General features: G+C 63.2%; 21 protein-coding genes. 8 read left to right on the top strand and 13 right to left on the bottom strand.

The window, feature by feature from the left end; genetic code table 11:
• Window positions 1-18: 18 nt before the first annotated feature.
• Together HAV22_RS05170 and HAV22_RS05165 are read right to left on the bottom strand one after the other, a co-directional pair.
• The gene (locus HAV22_RS05170; RefSeq protein ID WP_166857166.1) at window positions 19-936 is read right to left on the bottom strand and encodes a MipA/OmpV family protein; all 918 of its coding nucleotides are present in this window, start codon (window positions 934-936) and stop codon (window positions 19-21) included.
• Between the two features lie 84 nt (window positions 937-1,020).
• On the bottom strand, window positions 1,021-1,227 hold the full coding sequence (locus HAV22_RS05165; RefSeq protein ID WP_166857164.1) for a hypothetical protein: 207 nt from the start codon (window positions 1,225-1,227) through the stop codon (window positions 1,021-1,023).
• A 566-nt stretch (window positions 1,228-1,793) separates the two neighbouring features.
• Between HAV22_RS05165 and HAV22_RS05160 the strand changes: the two genes are divergently transcribed.
• Genes HAV22_RS05160 through HAV22_RS05145 form a run of 4 tightly spaced genes read left to right on the top strand, consistent with a single transcriptional unit; the run spans window position 1,794 to window position 7,619 of the window.
• The gene (locus tag HAV22_RS05160; protein ID WP_166857162.1) at window positions 1,794-2,051 is read left to right on the top strand and encodes a hypothetical protein; all 258 of its coding nucleotides are present in this window, start codon (window positions 1,794-1,796) and stop codon (window positions 2,049-2,051) included.
• 3 nt (window positions 2,052-2,054) lie between these two features.
• Complete coding sequence (locus tag HAV22_RS05155) at window positions 2,055-3,347, top strand: TolC family protein (protein ID WP_166857160.1); 1,293 nt, start codon at window positions 2,055-2,057, stop codon at window positions 3,345-3,347.
• Window positions 3,344-4,492 (top strand): efflux RND transporter periplasmic adaptor subunit, encoded by a 1,149-nt coding sequence (locus tag HAV22_RS05150; protein ID WP_166857158.1) that lies wholly within the window; start codon window positions 3,344-3,346, stop codon window positions 4,490-4,492. The genes HAV22_RS05155 and HAV22_RS05150 overlap by 4 nt, the downstream gene beginning before the upstream one ends.
• On the top strand, window positions 4,482-7,619 hold the full coding sequence (locus HAV22_RS05145; protein ID WP_166857156.1) for an efflux RND transporter permease subunit: 3,138 nt from the start codon (window positions 4,482-4,484) through the stop codon (window positions 7,617-7,619). Before HAV22_RS05150 ends, HAV22_RS05145 begins: the two co-directional genes overlap by 11 nt.
• Before the next feature lie 466 nt (window positions 7,620-8,085).
• Here HAV22_RS05145 and HAV22_RS05140 read toward each other — a convergent pair whose 3' ends face one another.
• The 4 genes from HAV22_RS05140 to HAV22_RS05125 form a co-directional block, all read right to left on the bottom strand.
• Window positions 8,086-8,949, bottom strand: a complete 864-nt coding sequence (locus HAV22_RS05140; protein ID WP_166857154.1) for an ABC transporter permease — start codon at window positions 8,947-8,949, stop codon at window positions 8,086-8,088.
• A gap of 12 nt (window positions 8,950-8,961) precedes the next feature.
• Window positions 8,962-9,735 (bottom strand): ABC transporter ATP-binding protein, encoded by a 774-nt coding sequence (locus HAV22_RS05135; RefSeq protein ID WP_166857151.1) that lies wholly within the window; start codon window positions 9,733-9,735, stop codon window positions 8,962-8,964.
• Entirely contained in the window at window positions 9,735-10,730 is a 996-nt protein-coding gene (locus HAV22_RS05130) for an ABC transporter substrate-binding protein (RefSeq protein WP_166857149.1), read from the bottom strand. The genes HAV22_RS05135 and HAV22_RS05130 overlap by 1 nt, the downstream gene beginning before the upstream one ends.
• Before the next feature lie 82 nt (window positions 10,731-10,812).
• Window positions 10,813-12,201, bottom strand: coding sequence for a porin (locus HAV22_RS05125; RefSeq protein ID WP_229421071.1), 1,389 nt, complete (start codon window positions 12,199-12,201; stop codon window positions 10,813-10,815).
• 168 nt (window positions 12,202-12,369) lie between these two features.
• Here HAV22_RS05125 and HAV22_RS05120 point away from each other — a divergent pair, with 168 nt between their 5' ends.
• The 3 genes from HAV22_RS05120 (at window position 12,370) to HAV22_RS05110 (ending at window position 15,303) form a co-directional block, all read left to right on the top strand.
• Window positions 12,370-13,041 carry a response regulator gene (locus HAV22_RS05120; protein ID WP_166857147.1) on the top strand — a complete coding sequence of 224 codons (672 nt, stop codon included), beginning with the start codon at window positions 12,370-12,372 and terminating at the stop codon, window positions 13,039-13,041.
• Between the two features lies 1 nt (window position 13,042).
• Complete coding sequence (locus tag HAV22_RS05115; RefSeq protein ID WP_166857145.1) at window positions 13,043-14,476, top strand: sensor histidine kinase; 1,434 nt, start codon at window positions 13,043-13,045, stop codon at window positions 14,474-14,476.
• A gap of 119 nt (window positions 14,477-14,595) precedes the next feature.
• Window positions 14,596-15,303: a hypothetical protein gene (locus HAV22_RS05110; RefSeq protein ID WP_166857142.1), complete on the top strand. Its 708-nt coding sequence runs from the start codon at window positions 14,596-14,598 to the stop codon at window positions 15,301-15,303.
• A 78-nt stretch (window positions 15,304-15,381) separates the two neighbouring features.
• On the opposite strand, the gene HAV22_RS05105 is transcribed toward HAV22_RS05110, so the two are convergent.
• The 6 genes from HAV22_RS05105 to HAV22_RS05080 all read right to left on the bottom strand — a co-directional run bounded on the left by HAV22_RS05105 (window position 15,382) and on the right by HAV22_RS05080 (window position 23,035).
• A complete protein-coding gene (locus HAV22_RS05105) occupies window positions 15,382-15,951 on the bottom strand; it encodes a DUF4337 domain-containing protein (protein ID WP_166857140.1) in 570 nt (189 codons plus the stop codon).
• A 152-nt stretch (window positions 15,952-16,103) separates the two neighbouring features.
• Window positions 16,104-18,953, bottom strand: a complete 2,850-nt coding sequence (locus HAV22_RS05100; protein WP_166857138.1) for a YjbH domain-containing protein — start codon at window positions 18,951-18,953, stop codon at window positions 16,104-16,106.
• Window positions 18,954-19,226: 273 nt separating this feature from the next.
• Window positions 19,227-20,546 (bottom strand): GNAT family N-acetyltransferase, encoded by a 1,320-nt coding sequence (locus HAV22_RS05095; protein ID WP_166857136.1) that lies wholly within the window; start codon window positions 20,544-20,546, stop codon window positions 19,227-19,229.
• 184 nt (window positions 20,547-20,730) lie between these two features.
• Window positions 20,731-21,939, bottom strand: coding sequence for a beta-ketoacyl-[acyl-carrier-protein] synthase family protein (locus HAV22_RS05090; protein ID WP_166857134.1), 1,209 nt, complete (start codon window positions 21,937-21,939; stop codon window positions 20,731-20,733).
• Complete coding sequence (locus HAV22_RS05085) at window positions 21,936-22,175, bottom strand: acyl carrier protein (RefSeq protein ID WP_166857133.1); 240 nt, start codon at window positions 22,173-22,175, stop codon at window positions 21,936-21,938. Before HAV22_RS05085 ends, HAV22_RS05090 begins: the two co-directional genes overlap by 4 nt.
• Before the next feature lie 29 nt (window positions 22,176-22,204).
• On the bottom strand, window positions 22,205-23,035 hold the full coding sequence (locus tag HAV22_RS05080) for an alpha/beta hydrolase (RefSeq protein ID WP_166857131.1): 831 nt from the start codon (window positions 23,033-23,035) through the stop codon (window positions 22,205-22,207).
• 286 nt (window positions 23,036-23,321) lie between these two features.
• Here HAV22_RS05080 and HAV22_RS05075 point away from each other — a divergent pair, with 286 nt between their 5' ends.
• The gene (locus HAV22_RS05075; protein ID WP_166857129.1) at window positions 23,322-24,107 is read left to right on the top strand and encodes a hypothetical protein; all 786 of its coding nucleotides are present in this window, start codon (window positions 23,322-23,324) and stop codon (window positions 24,105-24,107) included.
• A 3-nt stretch (window positions 24,108-24,110) separates the two neighbouring features.
• On the opposite strand, the gene HAV22_RS05070 is transcribed toward HAV22_RS05075, so the two are convergent.
• Window positions 24,111-24,407: an acid-shock protein gene (locus HAV22_RS05070; RefSeq protein ID WP_166857127.1), complete on the bottom strand. Its 297-nt coding sequence runs from the start codon at window positions 24,405-24,407 to the stop codon at window positions 24,111-24,113.
• Window positions 24,408-24,565 lie beyond the last annotated feature (158 nt).

Genomic DNA, 24,565 nt, shown 5'->3' with positions numbered 1-24,565 from the left:
TGGTGTAGCTGTGCCGGTTCAGTAGGTGTAAGCGATAGCGGCCGTCGCACTTGTCGACGTGCGCTGGGCCAAGATGGGGCTGTCGCTCACTGTGGCGACATATCGAGTACCGGTCAGCTGGAGCGTGCTCGACCAATGGCGGTCGAGGTGGTGCTCCCAGCTGACGCCCGGCACTAACTGATACACGCCGGCGCCGGGGCTGAAGGCGGCGAAACCTGTGCGCGCTGCCTGCTGTGGCGTTACGCCGAACCACGCTTGATTGTAGCGTCCGTCGCCCCACCAGCCGTCCAGGTCGATGGTGACGGTATCCGAGGCATTCTTGAGCGGCGTGAATTCGATGCCAAGGCGGTAGCGGTTGCGGCGCGCCGTGTCGCGCAGCGCCATTTCTATTTCCGCACTGACCAGCAACAATGCCGTGAACGTTTGCGCGATCAAGGTGTGGGCAGTCACGGATCCGGGCACATCGCCCATGCCGACAAGCCGGTTGGAGCCGGGGCGCCAGCTGTTATTCTTGTCGAGGCGGCCAAGGTCGTAGAAGAACGACTGCGCTACGTAGAATTCCGATGCCGATTGATACTGCACGCCGATGCCGCGCAAGGTGTCGGCGAACAGGATGCCGCGCTGGAGGGAAAGCACCGGATTGGGAACAAGCTGCCGGCTGGTCGCGCCTGGATAGCGCGCCGCGTACGTTGCACCGGCGCCGATCGTCACGTCGGTTTTTTCCCCGAATATATTTTGCTCCGTCGGCAGGGACTCCACGGGCTGCTCGGTCGGCGCGGGCACCTGCGCGCGTCCAATGTTTGACAGGACTGCAAGCGCTACCGCAAGCACCTTAATGGGCGATGCGTTTTTTTTCATCCGAGTTCCTTGTGTCAATCGACGAGAGCAGTACGCCGGCAAGCCGAACAGCTTTGGGTTGGCATTGTCGATCGTCAAGGAAATTTGCGATTCGATTCAGGGCAAGATTTGGATGGGCGCCGTCGAACAGTTCATCGCTATCAGCAAAAGAGGAGCGGACAGTCATCTGGCAAGGTATAAATAAACGACTTTGTCCGCGCAAAAGTATACGGCGCCGTGAGGATTAGTTAACGCATACTTGCCATCACCAAATGCTTTAATTGTTCCTCTAATCTTGTCGTCGTTCACAAATGCTACATTCCAGATGGCCTGGCCATTTTCTGCCGACCGCTTGTGCTGTGCAAGCGCTTCCTCGATGATATCTACCATGTGAAGCCTTAATAACTTGTTTATGTAAACCTGGCAGAATCAATGGCGGAGCCGAATCGGTGGGTCGCTAATATTCCGCATAGCATCACCAATTCAATGAGGAACCCTAATCACCGTTTATGCTCCGCATCTCACAATCGCCCACGTAACGTTTCCACACGGAATTAACCGCTGAAATCTCCGGTGATTATCGGTGCGGCTTTGCACGCAATTCAGGTGTGCGAGGCGACATACCCATGATTTCGGTCGAAACAAGCGCGTAAGTATAGCCGGGCAAATTCACGTTCACCATTACAGTTCGGCAAAGTGTATCAATCCCATCCGTTAGAATTACGAGTTCGCAATGATTACGCAATTGCAATGTTGACGTGTGCGTCCCTGCCTATGATTGCCACCCGTATGCGCACGACGTGGTGCGCTGCTTTTTTATGGGGCAAATCATGTGCATTCGTCGGCTGGTGGCTGTGCCGATCGTCGGTCCGGTCGTGTGTATTCTTCTGTCGTCCTGCGCCCAGCCATTGGGTAAGGGGTCCGTCGACTGGGACCACGGATTTCGTCGAGGTCGTGTGCTCGAGGTTCTGACCGCCGATGCCGCATGGTCGATCGTGCAAGACTGCACTGCGCAAGCCGACGGCGTCGATGTGCGTCAGCACTTCGTGAAGGTGAGGTACCGTGGCACGCGCTTGCATCATACCGTGGTGGCGGCACTGCCCAGCAATCTCGAAGCCAATGTCGGGGACGAGGTCGAGCTGCTGCCAGCGAACTGCTCCGAAAAGCGCATGGCGCGCGTCGAACGCCTGCTTGTGGAGCCTCTCGCACGATAGGGTATGACGATGTCGTTTCTTTTTCCTCTGAGGCTCGCGCCAGCCCTGCTCATTTTCCTGCTGGGTGTATCCGCTAGCGCGCAAGAACTGCGACTGGAGCAGGCGATCTCGCTGGCCGAGCAGCACAACCGTGACTTGAAGCTGGTCGCCATTGGGGTAGACAGCGCTGGTGCGACAGTGACCAGCGCCGCTGCCGCGCCCAACCCGACCTTGACGCTGCAGACCATGAATATCAATCCCGCGGCGGGGATCGGCGCTGGCGGCCTGCGTAGCAAGACTGTCGACAGTACCGTGCGAATCGACCAGGTGATCGAACGCGGCGGCAAACGCGGCCTTCGAACGACCGCCGCAGTTCGCCTCCAAGAAGCAGCGCGCGCCGACCTGGAGGACGCACGTCGTCAGCTGCGCCGCGACGTCGCTGCCGCCTACTATGACTTGCTGGCGGCCCAGGAGCGTCAATCGATCAGTGCCGATGCCGCTGCGCTGGCGGAAAATGCGCTGGCTGCCGCTGAACAACGTCACAAGGCAGGAGACCTGGCGGGTAGTGACAGCGGACGTTTGCGTATCGATGCGCTGCGTGCGCGCAACGACGCCGACGACGCGGCAGTCGGCCTCGACGAGGCCAGACGCGCACTTGCGCTCCTTCTCGGCCAGGAAGCTTCGGGCGGCCTGCGCGCAACTGGACCTTGGACCGTCGCTCTGCCGGCACTAGTCACCGACGCCGCCGCCCTCGTCGACGCGCGCCCGGACGTGCAGGCTGCGCTCGCACGTGTCCGCGCCGCCGAAGCGTCGCGCGATCTGGCGCGGGCCGGTCGTACGCGCGACGTCACGGTTGGTGTGCAGTTCGAACACTATCCAGCGAGCACGGCGAATCCGCAGGGTAGCGGCAACAGCGTTGGCGTCGCCGTGCAGGTACCGCTTTTCGTGCGTTATACGATGCAGGGCGAGATCCGCAGTGCCGAGTCGGCGTTGGACGCGGCGTACGAAAACCTCGACAAGGTCCGGCAGACCGCCCGCGCCGACGTGGCGCGTGCCCGGGCGCAGGCCGAGGCCGCGGCGCGGCGGGCCGCGCGCTACGACCGCGACATCCTGCCGGCCACGCGCAAGGCGGCTGACGATGCCGAATTTGCGTTCGCCCACGGTGCGCTCGGCGTCATGGACGTGCTCGACGTGCGCCGCGCGTGGCGTGCCGCCCAGTTGGATGCGCTTTCCGCCCGTGCCGACCTGGCCAAGGCCGTGGCGGCGCTGGAAGCGGCGGCGTCCCCGAAATCCCAATTGATGAGTCCGCAACCATGAAGACCCTGACATTTGCCGCCGCGGGCGGTCTGCTGCTTACCGCAATCGCGGGCGCCTGTTGGACCTGGAGCGCCCATTCCGCACAGCCTGCAGCGCCGGCGCCGCGTGCACGCGCTGTCGACGGCCATATCACGATCGCCGCCAACGATCCCCGACTGTCCTATCTGAAGATCGCGGCCGTCGATGCCGGCGTTCTGCCCGTGGCCGAGCCGGTGGCCGGCCGCATCGCCTACGACGAGACGCGTACGAGCCGCATTGCCTCGCCCGTGCTGGGCCGAGTCACGGGCCAGCGCGTGGAGATCGGCGACAGTGTGCGCGCCGGCGACCTGCTCGCCGAACTCGATTCGCCCGACCTCGCCGGCGCCCAGGCCGACGCGCGCAAGGCCGATGCGGACGAGGAACGCAAGCGCCTCGCGCTGGCCCGCGCGCGCATGCTGCTCGACGCGGACGTCCTCGCGCGCAAGGACTACGAGAACGCCGACGCCGACTACCGCCAGGCCGACGCCGAGGCGCGGCGCGCGCGCCAACGGATCGCCAACCTGCACGCGCGCGCCGCGGTCGACGGCCGCTTCGGGCTGCGCGCACCGATCGCAGGCATCGTCGCCGACAAGCAGATCAACGTGGGGCAGGAAGTGCGGCCGGATCAGCCGAATCCGCTGCTTGTCATCAGCGACCTGCGCCACGTGTGGGCCATCGCCGACGTACCCGAGCGAGTGGCAGCAAGCCTGAAGCGTGGCCAGACAGTGTCCGTCGAGACGGACGCGTGGCCAGGGCAGGCCATGCGCGGTACGATCGACCGCATCGGCGTCGCCGTCGATCCCGTCACGCGCCGCGTGCAGGTACGCTGCGCCCTCGACAACGCGGACGGCCGCCTGAAACCGGACATGTTCGCGCGCATCGCCTTCCTCCAGGACGGCGGAGCGGCGCGCGCGCTGGCGCTGCCGAACACGGCGCTGTTCACGGACGGCGACGACACGTACGTCTACGTGCAGCGGGCCGCCGGCACGTTCGAGAAGCGGCGCGTGCACGTGGCGCTGGGCGGCGCGCAGCGTTCGTTCGTCGACGCGGGACTGCACCCGCGCGAACAAGTCGTGACGGAAGGCGCGCTGCTGCTGAACGCGGAAGGCGAGAACCATGCTGGCTAAGCTGATCGACGCGGTCCTCGCGCAGCGCGTGCTCGTGCTGTTCCTGACCGGTTGCCTCGCCGCGGTCGGCTGGCATGCGCTGAGCGACCTGCCCATCGAAGCGTTCCCCGACGTGCAGGACGTGCAGGTGCAGGTGGTCACGCAGCTGCCCGGTCAGGCGGCCGAGGAAGTGGAGCGCGTCGTCACCTTGCCGATCGAGCGCGAACTGTCCGGTGTGCCGCGCCAGACGCAGCTGCGTTCCGTGAGCATCGGGGCGCTGTCCGTCGTGACGCTGACGTTCGCCGACGGCACCGACGATTATTTCGCCCGCCAGCAGGTGACGGAGCGGCTGCAGAACGTCGTGCTGCCGCCGGGCGTGCAACCGTCGCTGGCGCCGCTGTCCACTGCCGTCGGCGAAATCTATCGCTACGTGCTGGAAGCGCCCGGCATGGACGAAAGCGAAGTGCGCGCGCTGCAGGACTGGGTGCTGCGCCCGGCGCTGCGCGCGGTACCGGGCGTGGCCGACGTCGTCAGCTTCGGTGGCACCGTCAAGGAATACCAGGTGCAGGTCGATCCGCTGCTGCTTAACCGCTACGGCGTCACCTTGGACCAGGTGCGCCAGGCACTCGCCAACGCCAGCGCGAACACGGGCGGCGGCCTGGTCAAGCGTGGCGACGAGGCGCTCGTCGTGCGCGGCATCGGCATCTTCGACCGCATCGACGACATCGGCCGCACCGTCGTCGCCGCGAGCAATGGCCGCACGGTGCTCGTGGGCGACGTCGGCGAAGTCACGATCGGCAACCGGCCACGCTCCGGCGTCGTCGCCTTCAACCACCAGAGCAGCGTCGTCGAAGGCATCGTCCAGATGACGAAAGGCGCGAACGCGTCGAAAGTCGTGGCCGCCGTGCGTGCCGCCATCGAAGCGCAAGGGCGCAAGCTACCGCCGGGCGTGCGCATCCGCACGATCTACGACCGCAGCGACTTGATCGGCCACACCGTGCGCACCGTCGCGGAGAACTTGGCGCTGGGCGCCGCCCTCGTGATCGCAATCCTCGTCGTCTTCCTCGGCAACTGGCGCGCGGCGCTGATCGTTGCCGCCGTGATACCGCTGTCGCTGCTGTGCGCGTTTATCGTGCTGGACGCGCGCGGCATTCCCGCCAACCTGATCTCGCTGGGTGCCGTCGATTTCGGCATCATCATCGACAGCGCCGTCGTGCTGGTCGAGGCCCTGCTCGTGCGCCTGCACCTGCAGTCGCACGCGGCCCGCCCGCGCGCGCCCGAAACCACGATCAAGGAGACCTTGCTGGCGCTCGGCCGCCCGATCCTGTTCGCGAAGGCGATCATCATCGTCGCCTTCATCCCGATCTACACGTTCCAGCGCGTGGAGGGCAAGATCTTCGCACCCGTCGCGTTCACGCTGAGCTTCGCGATGCTGGGCGCGCTGCTGCTCACGATGACCCTGATGCCCGCGCTGCTGGCCTGGGCCCAGCGCGGGCAGCCGCTGCGCGAGCGCCCGAACACATGGCTGCCGCGCCTGCAGGCCGCGTACGAACGCCTGCTCCAGCGCGCCCGCACGCACCGCCGCGCCGTGTTCGGCGCCTCGGCCGCGCTCCTGGCGCTGACGGTGCTGCTCACGCCCTTGCTGGGCAGCGAATTCCTGCCCAAGCTGGACGAAGGCAACCTGTGGCTGACGATCGAGTTGCCGACGTCGAGCGCGCTGGAGAACACGCGCGCCGTCGAGCATCGCGTGCGCGCGATCCTGCAGCGCTACCGCGAAGTGGGCAACGTCGTGTCGCACGTGGGCCGACCCGACGACGGTACCGACCCGAAAGGCCCGAACAACATCGAGATCCTGGCCGACCTCAGCCCGCGTGCGGAATGGACGTTCCCCGACAAGGACGCGCTGGTGGCCGATATCGCACGCCGCATCCATGCGCTGCCGGGCGTGCCCACGAATTTTTCCCAGGTCATCGAGGACAACGTGGAGGAAGCGCTGTCCGGCGTGAAGGGCGAGATCGCCATCAAGATATACGGACCGGACCTGGCGGTACTGGGCCGCACGGCAGACCGCATTGCCGCCATCCTGCGCACGATCCCGGGCGCGGCCGACGTGGAAGCCGTGCGCATCGGCGGTCAGAGCGAACTCGATATCGCCGTCGACCGCGACCGCGCCGCGCGCCTGGGTCTGAACGTCGGCGACGTCAACGCGGCGATCCAGGCCGCGCTGGGCGGCATCGCCGTCAGCCAGTATTACGAGGGCGACCGCCGCTTCGACCTCACGCTGCGCCTGGCCGAAAAGGACCGCGCGTCATTGGACGGCATCGCCGCACTGCAGATCGGCTTGCCCGGCGGGACGGGCAGCGTGCGCCTCGCGGACGTCGCGCGCATCGCCACGCGCCAGGGCGCCGCCCGCATCGCGCGCGAGGACGGCCAGCGCAACGCGTCGGTGAAAGCGAATCTGCTCGGTCGCGATCAAGGCAGCTTCGTCGCCGAGGCGCAGGCCAAGGTGGCGGAACAGGTACACCTGCCACCGGGCTACCAGATCGCGTGGGGCGGGCAGTTCGAGAACCAGCAGCGCGCTGCGCGCCGCCTGCGCGTGATCGTCCCGCTCACCGCATTCCTCATCTTTGCCCTGCTGTTCGGCGCGTTCCGCTCGATGGCGCGCGCGCTGCTCGTGCTGGCGATCGTGCCGTTCACGCTCGTCGGCGCCGTGGCCGGCCTCGCGCTGGCCGGGCTGCACTTCTCGATCTCGGCGGCCGTCGGCCTGATCGCTGTGGCAGGCATCTCCGTGCAGAACGGCGTCATCATGGTCGAACAGATCGTCGAGGCGGGACACACGGGCCTCGCGCCGTGGCACAGCGCCGTCGAAGGCGCCGTGGCGCGGCTGCGGCCGATCCTCATGACGGCGCTGATGGCGGGCCTGGGCCTGCTTCCGGCCGCCATGTCGCATGGCATCGGCTCCGAGACGCAGCGGCCGTTCGCCGTCGTGATCGTGGGCGGCATCGTGTCGGCCACCGTGTTCACGTTGCTGCTGCTGCCGCTGGCCTATCCATGGTTTGCGGCGCGCGGCGCTACGCCCGCGCGTCCCCTCCCGAAAAATGAAGACGCTGGTATGGACGCGGGCGATGAACACGAACGCGTTCACTGAAGTCCGCCGCGCGCGGCGACGCGTGCGGCGGGTCGTTCGGCGTGGAGGAGGGAACCGGTAACACCGGCATGCGTCGAGGTTCCTAGTGACTGCGGAACGATTCGTCGACCGCCGCAGCACCGCCCATGCCGGTACCGACATACACGCCGATTGACGCGTCTAGGATACCGATTCGAGCATCGTCATGAGCCATTTGCGCAGCCGCGATGGCATCTGGCTGATCCTGTCCAAGCCAACCAGTTGCAGCCGTGTGACCCAGCGTGATGCGTCGATTGGTGCACGTGAGCCCCTTGGTGTTGCCGACGCTTGCGTTACGTTATGGGCAGCTCGCCCATGGGCTTGTGCGACCGTTATAAGCTCGCCGTCATGTTGGCGACGAAAGGCGACGAACGCCGCTGTGGCGCCGTCGCCGCAAAGGCCGGCCTTGTTCGTGCCGCGCCTCGTTAGTCCGACCGCGAGTAGCCCGCTACATGCCCATTTCAACGAACTGAGGCGGCTTCCACTTCAGCAGCTTGTTCTCGACAGCGGTCAGCAGATATTCCGCCCCGAGAGCCACGACCGCGAGGACGATCATCGCCGCGAACACGCCGGCGGCGTTGAACGTTCCCTGCGCCGTCGAAATCAACAGGCCGATGCCGTGGCGGGCGCCGAGAAATTCGCCGACCACGGCGCCGACCAGTGCGAATCCGAAGCTGACGTGAAGGCTGGCGAGAATCCAACTGAGCGCCGAGGGGAGGACGACCGAGGCAGTGACCTGACGCGCGTTGGCCCCCAGGATGTAGGCGTTGGCGATCATGTTGCGGTCCGCTTCGCGTACACCCTGGAAGGCGTTCCCAAACACGACGAAGAACACCATCACGACGGCCAGTGCCACCTTCGAACCCATGCCGAGGCCGAACATGATGATGAAAATGGAGCCGAGCACGACGCGCGGTATCGCGTTGGCCACTTTGATGTAGATGCTGAAGACGTCTGCCGCCAGCTTGTTGCGCCCGAGGGCAATGCCGCAGAGGATGCCGAGCACGCTGCCTATCACGAAGCCGAGTGCCGTTTCTTCCATCGTGACGAGCAGTTCACTCCACAGCGGCCCTTGTCCTGTCCCTTCGGTCAGCCAAGTGGCCAGTTGCTGGTAGATCGCGCTCGGCTGCGAGAAAAAGAAAGGGTCGAGCCATCCGATGCGGACGGCGATTTCCCAAGCCGCGATCGCGGCCAGCGCGAGGCCAGTCCGCAGCCCGATCACCAGCCTCCGGTAGTTTTGTGCGCGCCGTAACGCGAGACGTTCTTCCGTGCTGGCGATAGCGGGCGTCATTGTCGATGTTGTCGTGTTCATGATGTGCGCCTGTTAAATGCTGACTTCTGCCTTGAGATCGGCCCAGATCTGCCGGGACAGGTCGATGAACTCGGGGGTGTAACGCGCTTCCGTCGCACGTGGACGGGGCAGCGGAATGTCATAGACACTTTTGACGGAACCCGGCCCTTTCGTGAGCACGACCACCCGGTCGGCCAATGTGATCGCCTCGTCGATGTCATGCGTCACGAAGACGACCGAGGCTTTGCGCTCGGACCACAGGCCAAGAAGCTCTTCCTGCATCATCGCGCGCGTTTGCACGTCCAGGGCGGAAAACGGCTCGTCCATCAGGAGAATGGCGGGTTCGTTGATAAAGGTCTGTGCCAGCGCGACCCGCTTGCGCATGCCGCCCGACAGTTGATGTGGATAATGGTGTTCGAAGCCGGCAAGGCCGACTCGCCGCACCCAGTCGGCGGCCTTGTCGCGTGCCGCGCTCGGATCGAGGCCGCGGAAGATCGGCCCGCAGGCCACGTTATCGAGCACGCTTTTCCACGGGAAGACGGCGTCGGCTTGAAAGACGAATCCGATCTTCGGGTCGACGCCGCTGACCGGCTTGCCGAACACCTTCACCGAACCGGACGAGGGCGGGTTCAATCCGGTAATCATGCCGAGTGTCGTCGACTTGCCGCAGCCGGTCGGACCGACGATGGCGCAGAACTCGCCCTCTCTCACTTGCAGGCTGAAGTCACGCAGGGCAAGCGTGACCTTGCCCTTCGGACTGATGAATTTACGGCTGACGTTACTCAGTTCGATTGCAGGGCTCATCATTACCTGGCTGCCTTCACGAATTCCGTCGTATAGGTGCCGGACAGGTTGATCGTCTTGCCCTCGACGGCCTTGTCGAACGTGGCCAGAACCTTCAGCACGGTGGCCGGGCCTTCCGGCGGCATGACGCCGTCGGGAGTGAACATCTGTTTGCCCGAGTCGAGCGCATCGATGTAGAGCTGCTTGTTACCGGCGTAATACTCGGGCGGCAGCTTCTCCGCGATCTCCTTGGCGCTATGGGTATTGATGTAGCGAAGGGTCTTGACGAAGGCGGTTGCGATCTTCTGCACCTCCGCCTTGTGGCTGTTGACCCACGACGTCTGCATGTACAACGACGCGGCAGGATATGGACCGCCCAGCGCCGCCACGGTGCTCTTGATGCTGCGCAGGTCGACCAGCACCCTCGCCGCATTCGTCGAAGTGAGGCGCGCGATCGTCGGTTCGGTGGTCATGCCCGCATCGATCTTCCCTTGTCCCATGGCGGCGATGAACGTCGAGCCTGCGCCCACCGGCAACGTCGTGAATTCGCTGTACTTGACGCCGGCACGCGCGGCCAGGTACTGCGTCAGGAAGTTGGTCGACGACCCGAGGCCCGTCACACCCAGCGTCTTGCCCTTGAAGTCGGCCGGCGACTTGATGGCTGCGGACGCCGCTTTCGACACGAGGATCACTTCGCCGGGGGCCTGGCTGAACTGCACCACCGATTCCACCATCTTGCCGCGCGCCTGGAGGTCGATCGTGTGGTCGTAGAATCCGACGACGCACTGGGCCGCGCCGGACAGCATTTCGGTCTCGGCATTGACGCCGGCCGGCTCGCTCAGCAGTTCGATGTCCAGCCCCGTCTCCTTCAGGTAGCCGAGCTGCTCCGCCAGCTTGGCGGGCAGGTAGATCTGCTTTTCCATGCCGCCCACCATGATGGTGATTTTCTCGGCGGCGGAAGCCTGCCCGGCGAGCGATGCGAACGCGACGGCAGCCAGGGTTTTGTATGGAACGGTCATGTTGTCTCCTTGGTGGTTATTGTCGTGGCCGGGGTGGCGCCCGATGCGACGTCCCCGGCTCATCTACATTACTGCCGTCCGCTCAGAAACGGAAGCGCAGGCCCGTGGCAAGTTCGAACTGGGAGTCGGCGCCGTGCGCCTGCGCGGCCTTGTAGCTGCCATCCGTGCTGAGGTAGTCGGACGCCAGGTACAGTTCGGTACGCTTGTCGAAGTGATAGAAGACCGAGCCGTACACCGTTTGGCGCTTGCCGGTTGCGGTGGCTTTGGCAGCCGACGCGTCGGCATAGGCGTTCAGCACGAAGCCGCCGCCGTTCACTGCCGCGTTGGTGGCATTCATCGTCTGCCAGCCCAGTTCGTAATCGAAGTGGCCGCCCGGCGTGAACTTCGTGGAGATCGTGTACGCGTTGTCGTGGCGATCGCCGAGGGACGCCGGTTGTTCCGCCGTGTAGTGGACATAGCCGGCATTCACGCGCACCATGCCGATCTTGTAGTTACCGCCGACCGAGTACGACGTGTGCGTAAAGTCGTTGACCACGGCGGTGTTGTAGAAGCCGGACACGTTCACGTCGCCGCCGTTGTAGGCGAGGGCGACCGACTTGGTCGTGCCCTCGCGGTTGTTGCCCGGTTCGCCCCCGACCTGGTAACCCAGGCCCGCCATTAGCTTGCCGTAGCTCTTCTTCCACACGATGCCCTTGTCGTAGCGCGTACCAGTGGCGCTGCCGGAGTAGAAGATGAACTGCTTGAAGTTATTGTTGTTGGTGTAGCCGCCTTCGTCGTAGGTCACGCCGGCGCTGCCGTAGGCGTCGCCGTAGATCTTCGAGAATTCACGTGCGAGCGTGTTCTGGCGGCCAAAGGTCAGCTTGCCCAGCGTGGGGCTTTCCAGGCCCAGCCACGCATCGCGGTTGAACAGGACGCCTGGGGTATCCATATTGCCGGTGGGGAGTTCGTATTCGCTCTCGAGCTTGAAGATCGCCTTCAGGCCATCCGTATTCGGCAGCAAGTGCTCGCCTTCGAGGCCCCAGCGGTTGCCGCTGAACCAGGCCACCGACATGTCGTTCTGGGTATGGCCGGCGGCGTCGGCATTGGTCTTGCGGCTCATGCTCAGATCGATGAGCCCGTACAGGCGCACGACGTCACCACCGTGGCGGTAGACGAGGCCGCCCGAACCCACCGAGCTCGCGCCCAGAGGGTCGACCTGGTGGCCGGTATCGGCGCCTGCGGTCGCGGGATCCGTCGCAGCGGTCGTGCGGCCCGCAGCGCCGTTGTCGGCGGCGGCCTGGGATGGGCGCGCGGCCATGGCCTGCTGCACTTGGGCCAATGCCTGTTGCGCTTGCTTTGCTGCGAGTTGCGCATCGGCGGCCGCCTGTTGCGCTTTCAGCAGCGCGTCCTGCAACTCTTGCACGGACTGGGTCTGCGCCTGCGCCGCTGCGCCCAGCGTGCCGAGAACGGCGATTGCCATCAGCTTTTTCATACGGGTCTCCATCGTTTTTATAGGTGAGGGGGCTGTAGCCTGCTGCTTCAGGCGTACCGAGCTCACTATAGGAATGGCAACCCTACTAAATGCCTACAATAAATTTTCTATCCAAAAATTAATTCGCAGGGCTTGCTGAACGCGGGCGCACAGGACATGATTAACGCGATGAAACTTTTACTCACGGAAGACAATCGCGACCTGTCGGCCTGGCTGACCCGGCTCCTGAACCAGTCGGGCTATGCCGTCGAACAGGCATTCAGCGGTGAAGAGGCGGATCATTTACTGCGCACGCAGACGTACGATGCGATCCTGCTCGACCTGACCCTGCCGCTGCTGAGCGGGCAGATGTTACTGCGGCGGCTGCGTAGCCAGAACAACGGCGTGCCGGTCCTGATCATCAGTGCCCAGGATTCGCTGCAGGACATCGTCGAGCATCTGAACCTGGGGGCCGATGACTATCTCGCGAAGCCGTTCGACATCCAGGAACTGGAAGCGCGGCTGCGCTCGTTGTTGCGGCGCGCCAGCGGCAACGCGAACCCGACGGTCAGTTGCGGTAACCTGCATTACGACAGCAACTCCAAGATCTTCCGCGTCCGGGACCGGATACTGCAGTTGACCCCGCGTGAGCACGCGGTGCTCGAGGCCCTGCTGCGCAAGGTCGGCAAGACGGTCTCCAAGCACGACCTGGCCGACAGCCTGGTCATCCTGAACGACATGGTCACGCCCAAGGCGCTCGAGGTCTACATCGTCCGCCTGCGCAAGAAACTGGAAGACAGCGGCGTCGCCATCATCACGTTGCGCGGACTCGGCTACATGTTGAGCGCGGTCGAGCCTTGAGATGCACAGTCTGAAATCACGCCTGGCGACATGGGTGTTCCTGCCGATGCTCGTATGTTCGGCAATCGACCTTGTCGTCACCTATCGCAGCGCCGACCGTGTGGCGACCGAAGTGCAGCGCCAACTGTTGCGGGGATCGGCACGGATCATCGCCGAGCAGATGGCGGCGGATGGCGGCGCCAGCAACGGCGCGCCGCCGGCCGCATTCGAACTGTTCGCCGATGAAAATCAGGACCGTGTGTTCTATGCCGTGCGCAGGTCCGATGGCCGGCTGATCGACGGCGACGCTGCGCTGACGCCGCCGCCGTCGCTTGGCCTGGGCGAGCAGGAGAGCTATTTCAAGAGCCGTGTGCGTGGCGATCCGGTGCGCGTCGTCGCTTACGGCCAGGATCTGCGGGACGGCGGGCATATCACGGTCGAGGTGGCGCAGACCATGCGCGGCCACGCCGCGCTGCGCAAGCGGCTTTTCCTGATGACCGCTCGCGAGCATTTGGTCCTGCTCGCGCTGGTACTGGTTGCACTTGTCGTCGCGTTGCGCTGGACGTTGCGCCCATTGATGCAGTTCAGTGAACGCGTCGGCCGTCGCCAGCCGGGCTCGCTCGAACAACTGGACGCGGCCGCCGTGCCGCGCGAGTTGCTGCCGGTGATCGGCGCGCTGAACGGCTACGTCGTGCGATTGGACCAGACGTTGTCCGCCTACGAGCGTTTCGTGGCGAGCACGGCGCATCACCTGCGCACGTCGTTCGCCATCCTCACTTCTCAGCTGAACTACGGCATGCGCGACGAGCGCGTGGGGCCGGAGCAGAAGGCGCTGTTGGCCGCGATGCAGAACACGACGGTGCAAGGGACGAAAGTCATCAATCAACTGTTGATCCTGGCCAGCATCGAACAAGGCCGCCAACATGCCCATCCCGAGCAGCCTCCGCCGTCCACCGTGCTGAGCGAAACTGTCACCTCGGTGATCGAGGAGCTTGCGCCGCTGGCGCAGCGCTACGATGTCGAACTGGGCCTGGACGCGTCCGACGACGGCCTGGTCCTGGCGGCGGCGCCTCATCTACTGCGCGAGATCACGTTCAACCTGATCGACAATGCGATCAAGCACATGGAGGGGCCAGGCTCGGTCAGCGTGCGCATTCAACGCGCCGGCAATTGCGCACTGCTGCGCATCGTCGATACCGGCCCCGGTATCGCGGCTGCGCATCGGGATCGCGTATTCGAGCGCTTCTACCGTGCCGATCCGGGCAAGCCGAACAGCTTCGGGTTGGGGCTGTCGATCGTCAAGGAGATCTGCGATTCGCTGAAGGGAGAGATCAGGATGGGGGCGGGAGAGCAGGGTAGAGGATTGCAGGTCGACGTCAGGCTGCCATTGGCGGTCGCTGGAATGACAAGTGAAGTACGAACGCCGGGTCGGCAGGATTTGCGCGAACCTTCCTGAGCCTGTCGCCGCACAGCATTCACTTGCCAGCGATCGGCATCTCGGTGATGCGTGGTGCTGTGGGGAGCGGTGCCTGGGAGAGAAGAGCACACATTCATATCGTGGAGTTGATACCTTTTATGTCTAACGATGAACTTGTCGTGAGACGCCATATGCGCGAGATATGGATCGCACGCGCTGCGATCGTTGTCACGGCGGCGCTCAATGCGTTCCTCATCAATGATCTGACGGCCTTCCCATGGTGGTTCGCGTCAGTGGTCGAATTGGCTTTGCTGGTGCCGCTGTCGGTCGCTACCGCTTGGACGCATACCCAGATGTTGCGCGCGACAACCTCGCACCACTGGACCTTGATTCATCATCGGCGCCGCAAGATTCGTCAGGCTGCAATCGTACTGACGATGGTGATCACGCTCATCAATTTTCAGGCCCTGTTCGGCGTACTGAAGGCACTTCTTTACGGTGCCAAAGGAACCACCGGGCAAAGCCTTCTCATCGACGCATTGAATATATGGCTGACGAACATTGTCGTATTTGCGTTGTGGTTCTGGAACATGGACCGTGGCGGTCCGGCGGCGCGCGACTTCATCAAACAACCGATCGCCGATTTGATGTTCCCTCAAATGAACGCGGATTGCCCCGGGCACGAGGCGTGGACGCCCGGCTTTTTCGATTATGTATTCGTGTCGTTCACGAATGCGACGGCGTTTTCGCCGACCGATACCCTGCCGCTGAGTGTGCGCGCCAAGCTGTTGTTCATGGTGGAGTCGTTTGCGTCCTTGCTCACTGTCGGCCTCGTGGCCGCGCGGGCAGTCAACATCCTGTCATAGCGCCCGACCCGCTGCGATCCCCGCAGTGCGGCAGGTCTTCTGGAACCGGAGCACCAGCGAATGGGAGCAGAGGCCGCGTTACGGGAGGATCGCCGAAATCGCCGCGCCGATGCCGACCAGCGCGGCGCCGGCGGCGCCCCACAATAGCCACCGGCGCCGCGTCAGAACGGTGATCGCGGCCAGTGCGATGCCGATCTGGAGAAAGCCCAGTGCCAGAGCGAGACGCTCGTGCGGGTGCAGTTTCGCGTCCGACTCGCGCGCCAGGCGCTGCGATTCCCCCTCGAGCCGTCTTGCCTCGCCCTGCACCTCGAGACGCTGCTTGTTCTCGAGATCGCGCTCATCGATGAAGCGCTGGCGCACCGTCGGATCCGTCGCGAGCGCCGCCAGGCCGTTGGCAATGTGGGACTTGGTCGATTTCGATTGGTAGTACGCCCATTGATCGCTGGCTCGGGTCTGCAGGAGGATGCTCTGGTTTTTCAGGACCAGGGCTTCTGTCTGCGCGTTTCCGCTTGCATAGTTGACGATTGCGCCGACGGTCGAGAGTACCGCTGTCATCAGGGCAATACGCTGGGCCAGCGGGTCGCGCTGTTCGACCGCATGTTCAACGGCGTGGTTGTGTGGGCCTTCGATTTCGAAATCGTCATCCATTCGGGTTCCTTCGGGCGGGGCGGCCAACCCAGCCACGGAGCGTTGCTCGCATGTCCGGTGCCCGGTACCAGCGCATGATATGCGCGAACGGCCGCACCTGAATGACGTTCATGTAATCATTGCCAAGTCGTAATGTCGGCGACACGCGTGACTCAATAGCTGCCGCGCCAGGCCATCTCGATCGACCTTGGCCCAGGACTCACGGCGAAGCTGGAGCGCCTGTCCTGGCTCTGCGCCCGCCACAACCAGCTGCCCACTGCATAGCCGAGGACTCCTCCGGCGACGACGTCCGACACCCAGTGCTGGCGGTCTGCAGTCCGGCCCAGCGTACCGATCGCGGCCACGCCGTAGAGCCATGGGGCATTGTATTCCTGCGCCAACGGCGTGATCGCTGCGAAGGCCAGCGTGCTGTGGTTCGAGGGGAAGGACGCATCGGCGCGGTTACGTGTCTTGCTCAGCGGCCCGAGCTCCTCGTCGGGGCGCGCGCGACCGACCACGCGCTTCGTTGCAATCGAGATCGCACCCGCCGCAGCCATGGACTCCAGTGCGACGATGCCAGCGTTTTCCGCTCGGGCGTCGCCGAACAGCAGCGCGGCGCCGGCGGCGCCCGCGAATGCGACGGGGGAGGCTTTGCCCAACTTGCTCCAGTCGCGCATGAATGAGGAATTCGCGTGCCGCTTCATGAAATGGTCGACTGGCTTGTCCAGCAACGCGCTTGCGAGAATGGCGCCCGCGCCCAGCATCGTACCCTTGACCGACTGGGGCAACGTTGGCGTCGTGGACACCGACTGCTCCAGGCGCCAGCGGAATTCGGGCCACGGATTGGTCATCGGACGTACGGGCGGATTCACGGCAGGGAGGTTCTGCTCGTCGCGACGTTCGGCAAAGTTCCCGAGGCCGTCGTACGCCGTCATGTCACGGCGCGGCTGCTCCATCATGTCGTACAGGTCGCCAGGACTCGCCACCATCTGCCCGACGTCGCGCGTCCACGGCGACAATGCGACACTTGCCGCGTTCTGACTGTCGGCCGGCAGCATGATGTTCAGCGGTACCGACAGGAACACGCCCTTGTCGTTGTACGGTTTGTCCGGCGTACCGGGATTCGTGATGTCCTTGCCGTTGGTCCGCGAATACCACGCGCCTATCTCGACACCGGACGGGAAACGACGTTTGAACTCGAGCCTGACGCCATCGTCCTTGGCGAGGAAGCGTCCGACGCGCGCCGTCGCCGTCACATCGTAGGGCAGCTTGTAATGGATGGCGGCGAGGGCGCTGACGGTCTGGTAGTCGCGCTTGTCGAACCAGCCTTTGAAGCCCCGCTGCTGGAGGGCGTCGGCGGTCAGATCGGTGGCCCAACGGCTGTCCTTCGGCAGGTACAACACCTGGCCGCCGGCACCGCGGAACATCTCTTCGTACAGACCAGCGGAGATGCGCGCGTACACCCGCTCGTCCAGCATCGCGTACTTGTTGAGCAGCAGGCGGTTCAGTTTGACGCGGCCGGCGCGCTTATAGTCGGCGATGTCCGTGCGCACATGGGGCAGGAGACTGTTCGATGGCTGCGTGACGGCGGTGACGTCCTGGAGGACCGTCAATTTCATATCGCTGTTCAGGTACAGACCTTCGGCCAGCCGCCGGTCGTAGACGGCATCGCCCCAGAATTCGTAGCGTAAAAATCCGCTGGGGTCGTTGAAGAAGAACGACATCTTGGGAACCAGCTTGAAGCGGTTCGCTTCCTTGTCTTCGGACGCGACCTGCACGAGGCTGCCTTCGCGTCCCAGCTGCATGGACAGTCCCTCTTCCTGGTCACGTACGGCAGCGAGCAGCCCCAGGTCGTCGCCAATCCTGTCCGACGGCTGGGCATAGCGCACGTCGACCGTTTGCAGGAACGCGTTGCGGTCGGCCAGCCCTGTCAGGTAATCGCTCAAGCGTTGAAGATCACGGAATTCATAGGTCGCGATCGGTTGCTCGAGCTTGGTATAAGTGACCTCGATTTTCTCCGTGCCTTGCGGGGCGAATGCGAGCGCTGTGCGCACGGCGCGCCCCACCGCACGGCCCATGTTCGAGATGCGGTTATTGGTGAGGACCAGTCTGAGCGTCGTGGCGTCCAGCCCGACGCGGACGTTTCTGAAGTCCTGTTTGACGAGCGCTTGCACCAGCGCCGTGCCATGCGTGCCATCGTTCTTCCACTCATCGACCGACACCCGGGCCGGCGCATCTTTCGGATTGAACGGCGCCGGCTCGTACAGTTTCGGGACGAATTCGCGCTCGGCGAAGGGAATGCTCAGATAGGTATTGAAACTGAAGTGGTCACGCTGGCGCGCGACCTGGGCCCCAAGCCATCCCCAACGATATTCGAGGCCGACTGCCGGACCCTTCCGGCGCTTGTCGGCGCCGGTCTCGGTGGCACGAAAATCACGCTGATAGTCGGTCGCATCGTATTCGGCGACGACGGCCCATCCAGGCGTCGCGATGGGGGCCCAGCGCATCCCGGCAAACAATCCGCTGGGGCGTGTGCGCCCATACCCGACGCTGGCCTCCACGTTGTGAGCGGTACCGAAGCTCTTCGATGCGACCAGGTATTCTCCCTTGAACAGTCGGGTTCCTTGAATGTCGTTCGAGCCGAACGAGAGTGCAGGCAGACTGTCTGTCTCGTCGAACACGCGCAGTTTCAGTCCGACCTGCTTGTCCTTGTAGCGTCCATACTTACTTCCGTAAGCACCGCTGACGTTCGTGAAACCTGGAATACCGCTGATGCTTTCGTATCGCGCTACCATTTGCAGGAAGGGCAGGAGGGTCGCGGATAGCCAGACCGGGGTGTAGGGTTGGTCGTGGCCGATGCCGAGGCTCGTCGTGCCGTCGGCCTCGACCCAGGCGCTGGGCATGTTGATGTAGCCCGATTGCCCTTGAATCGTCGGCGTTGCCGCATAGGCGTTGACAACGTCAAGGATGAGTAAACCGTACAAGGACAACTTGACAGGCAATCGGGAGGAACGCTCGGGCATCTGTACTCAAAAATATCAAGGCTGTTGAAAGGTGTTTCAGGCCGTTCAGGTGGGTCTGAAGTCAGCGGGACGGGCGCGCACTGCCAGGGCACGAAAACCGGTCGACACATCGCAGTGCAGCATCCTAAAGTGGAATTACCTAAGAGGAAGTTACGATTTGGTCATGTGCCGTGTTTTGATGCACCCTAGTCCGATCGAAAACGTCGGCTTGTTCGATGAACGCGCGAGAAAATGGCCGCGCACCGCGGCCATCACGGTGACGTCAACCGGCGGTCAGGCGGTTCGCCGCGCCTTGAGAGCCTGCGGCGACGCCTGCTTGCGTTTCGCGTACCATTTTTTTGCGGCCTTGGTATGGCGAATCATGGCTTCGTTCAGCGCGTCGCACTTGCCGTGTACCTTCAGCAGCAGCGTCGACAAGCTGCGCGTGCGGTGCAGGAGAACATGGCCGCGTGACCTCAAGACGTGAGTCGAGCGGAATTCGGCATTCGGCGTACCGTAGCCGTAGTCGATCAGCTGGAGGGGGGCATTGGCGAGCACGTCCATCACCGCGAGGTGGACCGCGCTCATGCCCACCGATAAGGGCAGGTACTTATGTTTGCAGGCAATTTTGTGGACGTGCCAGACGCTTGATGAGCGTGACCCGAGCACGACGGCAACGTCTTCGTCGCCGCAGCGGATCACATACGACAGCAGGAGACCGTGACGAGCAAGGTTCTTCAGACGCACCTGTTCGGCATCACGTGCACCGCTCAGGGAACCGGTGATGGCGATCGTGGCGTCGAGGAGGGACGCGACCTGGCCGGGCTGCTCGATACGTCGTACTTGCAGCGGACCGGCTGCTTCCGTCAACAGGCGGATCTGGCGCGACAGGTTGTAGCGCTTCTTGGCGTTGAATTTTTGCAGATAGGCCTCGACGCTATCGGGCAGGGGCTGCGTATGGCATGGACGCCATCCATTCAGGACATGGGTGGAGACGCCAGCGCAGCGTGGCAGCCCGACACCTATTTCTTCCGGCACGGCTTGCATGTACAGCGCGTCGCAGTTCGCATAACGTGCGAGAAGTTGCGCCACGACGAATTCGACAAGCCCTTGCTCCGTCGGGTCCAGCAGTGGCACGCTGCCCAGGATCTGACAAGTACGCATCGTCCGTTTGAACAGCGATACCGAACCGAATCGGAAGTCGAGATCGCAGCCGAGCGTGCGGACCGGAACGAATCCGACGATAGCGTAATCGGTGCGGCGGCGGATGACGAACAGTTCATAGCTCGCTTCCTGCCCGCTATCCATGTCGACCAGGTAGTTGAAGAATTGAGGAGATTGGTACAAGGTTTCAGGGCCCGTCGCCTCGCCAAGCATCCGATACCACGCATCCAGGATATCCGGACGGTCGTAATAAGCAGTCGCGACGTTCAGTTCGTACCGATCCGTGTTCCGCGTCGTGCCAACGTGAACGGTTGCATGCCCGGTCTTTGACCAGGCGGTTTCGGCGGCCCCCTTGGGGAATGCAAGGGGCATCGCACGCGTAGGCCGCGGTGTCAAACGCCCGCGATCACGGGTGGAATTCCCCGTCGGGGCGGGCTTCATGATGTTCATCGATACCTTCGCAATTGCGCTGTCAACTGGAAGGCCGATAGTATATTGACGAGTCTAGGGGATATTTGAAGCTTGCAAAAATGTAATCTCGAGACGCGAAGATCGACGAGTGCGAGCGTAAAACAGGAAGACGCTCACCAATGGCCGCGATTGGCGCCGCAGCAAATCGTGACGCGGTGCTGCGCTACGTTGCACGCTTGAAAACGAGGGTCGTGTTGGTTCCACCGAACGCGAACGAATTGCTGATCGCGGCCCGGAGTGCCGGCGCCCCATGGCCCGGGTCGCGCACGAGCGCGACATTGCATTCGATGTCCTGCTCATCGCAATGCATGTTGGGCGGTATGGCGCCGCGGTATAGCGCCAATATGGTGACGATCGATTCGAGCGCACCCGCCGCACCCAGCAGGTGGCCATGCATGGACTTCGTCGAGCTCACCGCCAGGTTGCCGATCGCGTCTCCCCATACGCTTTCGAGTGCCTTGCATTCGACCACGTCGCCGATGCGTGTCGCGGTGCCGTGCGCATTGCAGTAGCCGATGTCGCTCGGATTCAACGCGCTGTTGCGCAAAGCGGCCGTGATGGCGCGCACCTGGCCGGTGACGTCGGGTTTGGTGAGATGGGTCGCATCGCACGACACGCCGCTGCCCGCAAATTCCGCATAGATCCGCGCGCCTCTGGAAAGTGCGGCGTCATAGGGCTCGAGCACCACGAAGGCGGCTCCTTCGCCCAGGACGAGGCCAGTCCGGTCAGTGCTGAAGGGACGGCACGCCCTCCACGGTTCGTCGTCGACCCGCGCCAAGGTTTGCAGCGCGTGCCAGGCTCGTATCGCTCCCGGTACCAGCAATGCTTCGGTCCCGCCGGCGAGGGCGCAATCAACCTCGCCATAAGCGACCGCCTTGGCCGCTTCGGCGAGCGCCACGGCCGACGACGCGCAGGCGATGGAGTAGGTGTACACCGGACCGTGCAGCTTTTCGCGCATCGCCACGTGTGCTGCCGGTGCGTTCGGCATGAAGGCGGGCACCGACAACGGGGGCACGCGTCCCGATGCGTAGTGGCTGCGGAATGACTCTTCGACTGCCATGGCGCCGCCCATACCGGTGCCGACGTACACGCCAGTCCCGGCATCCAGCGTGGCGATGCCCGCGTCGTCGCGGGCCATCTGCGCGGCAGCGACGGCGATCTGGCTGACCCGGTCCACGCCGGCGAGCTGCAGCCGCGTAAACCAGCGAGTCGCGTCGAACGGTGCACGTGCCACGGCGGCCGCTGGCGCGTCCCCGTCATCGCCAAGCGTGACCGCCGAGCGACCTGCAAGCAAATCGTCGAACACGCCGAGCGGAGCATCGCCATGTGGCGAGACCAGTCCGATACCGGTGACCGCGACCCTGCGCTTCATGCCTGTTGGGACAACCGCAGGTCGTCGATGGCCGTCGACAGTTCCCTCAGTGTGTTGATGTTCTCCGGCCGGTCGGGAAACTTGATATCGAACTCTTCTTCGATCGTGAACAGGAGTTCCGCCAATGCCAGGGAGTCCAGTCCGTATTCAGGCAGCGGAAGGTCGGGCTGAAGCGATGACTTGTCGATATCGAATTTGTCGTGAAGCAGCTGTGTGAGTTGTTCTATCGTGCTCATAATGAATTAGTAACGGTTAAGTGGACATGTCAGACATGGGCGAACGCGGGCGCATCCTGCATGGCAGCGCCGGCGTTGGCCGAGACACGTCGGCAAAAGCGGTCGAGCAGGACAGGGATCTGCTGACGCTCATTATCAATCGTGATCATGTGATAACTGTTTTCCAGGACGACCAGTTCTTTGTCGACCTGTGGTAACGCGTCAAAGAGCCGCCTGACGCTGCCGAGGCTGGTGATTTCATCTTCACGCGCATGGATCATCAAGATGGGACAGCTCAGCTCGTGCAAGCGCGCCCTGACGTCTTTCATCATGCGTTCGGCCTCGCGCAATGCGCGTAGCGGTACGCGCGCGGGACCCGCCGCCGAGTGTTTTCTTTCATGGAGTTCGCGAGCAATCCACTCGCGGATCCGGGCGTTCTTCACGCCGTACGGTTCACGCTCGGCGACCGAGAAATAACGGTCCAGGCCACTCCAATACCCGATGTGGCGAAGGTGACGAATGGGCGACATGCCCCACCCATCGAAGTCGAAGCTGGGGGACATCAGCACCAGTCCCGCGATCCGCTCGGGCGCCTGGAGCGCCAGCGCGGCGGCCAGTACGCCACCCATACACAGTCCGCCGAGTATCACCCGTGCGTTGGCGGGGCCTTTGCTATTGATTACGTCAATGCCTGCAGCACGCCAGCGCCGCCAATCCGGCGCAAATACGCTGCCGAGCGTGTATCCAGGGACCGTCGCCGCTTCGTACGACAGACCTTTGCTGCGCAGGGAATGCGCGATCAGCCCGAACTCTTGCGGTGACGACAGCAAACCGTGAAACAGCAAAATGTTCGCAAGCGAAGGATTGGGCGGAGCTCTCATCTACATGGCTAGGCGATACAGGGTTGGCGACGTGCCAACAGTTGTCAGTACAGTATCGCAGATCACATCGTTCATGAAATGAGTACGCCCATTCTTTATCATTACATCTCGGTAATGTGACGGCGCGACGGGGCAGATAACACTACGGTCCAGCTTCTTTGCGGCGGCTGCGCGCCGTTGAAAATACTTGGTGGTTACAGGATTACGCAATTCCGATTTCAATACTGCACGGGGCCTCGCGAGCGCGGCAGGCTACGATTTTACGAGCACGCCGACCCGGAGCAAGGTGTTCGATCATTACCACACGCAGATCATCCTGAACCAGATCGATGGGCTCGACTCGACCGGCGTGGTCAGTGCCGCGGCAGGTGGTTCGCTCAGGAGCAACAAGATTCCGGTCCCGACATTGTTCGGTACGAATTACCAGACCCTGAGCGTTGCTCAAAAAAGCGCTCGATGCGAACGGTGGTGGTTACAAGGATTCACGGAAGACGATGTCGGTTTCATCTGGCTGAACGACCGCAGTGACGCGGCACGCGCTGCTGCCATTGCCGCGCTCGAGGCAAACGTTGGTTGTCCTGCCGTTGATCCGACGTCGAAGATCATCGTTGCCGGTCAGTCGAATCCGGGCATTTGCTCTGGCACGGATGCGGGCAGTGGGGTGATCGACCTGGCAGCAGACGGGCGCTTCGGCGACCCTGCCAAGGGCAGGACGCCGGACATCATGGTCCAGCCGAATGCCGGCGTGATCTACTCGAAGTCCGCGAAAAAGGATGCGGAGCACGGCGGCGCGGCGGCCAACGATTCGAACGTCGCCCTCCTCGTGTCGTTCCCGACGTTGTCCAATTCGACTGTTATGAAAATCCGGCACGAATGTCATGCCGGGCGCCGACACTCAGGCGTTCGAACGCGCCTTAGCATGCGGCTGGCATCTATCGACTCGACTGGTGGAATTCATGCGTCGAACGGAAGCGTCCGTCGAATCAAGGGAATGCCACCTCCTGTCAAGGTAACCAGGAACCGGCGCGTGAAGAAGCCTGCGACGAGGAATCGCAGGCATCAATATCTCTAGAAATTATTTCTTAGCTTTCAGGTCCGCCATTGCGGTCGCTTCCTTTGCTTTGGCTTCTTTCTTGCAGGCCTTCTTATCTGCGCCCTTCAACTTTTTGCATTCTGCGAGCGCGGCTTTCTTCTCGGCGCGAATTTGCTTTTTCTCGGCCTTCAGGTCCGCCTTGGTATCAGCCATCGGCGCGGTCGAAGTGGCGGCCGGTACCGATGTCGACGTTGCTGGCGCGGTAGTTTGACCAGCGGCAAATGTAGCGCTCGACACCATCAGCATCGCGGCAACAGCAATTTGGATCGTTGATTTCATGAAAGTCTCCAGTTAGTGGCAGCATACGAGCGGGTCGCTCTCTGCCACAACGGGCGCCGCCCACGCATCGTTGACCGTCAAAGTACCGAAGGCTCGTTCAGCCCTACGACTAATTACGCCTATCGAAACGCCCACTTGCCAGCGGAGCAATACGAGCC

Source organism: Telluria antibiotica (assembly GCF_011682055.1).
Classification (GTDB): domain Bacteria; phylum Pseudomonadota; class Gammaproteobacteria; order Burkholderiales; family Burkholderiaceae_D; genus Telluria; species Telluria antibiotica.
The sequence above is the reverse complement of the archived record's forward strand: the minus strand, read 5'-3'. Positions and strand labels throughout refer to the sequence as shown.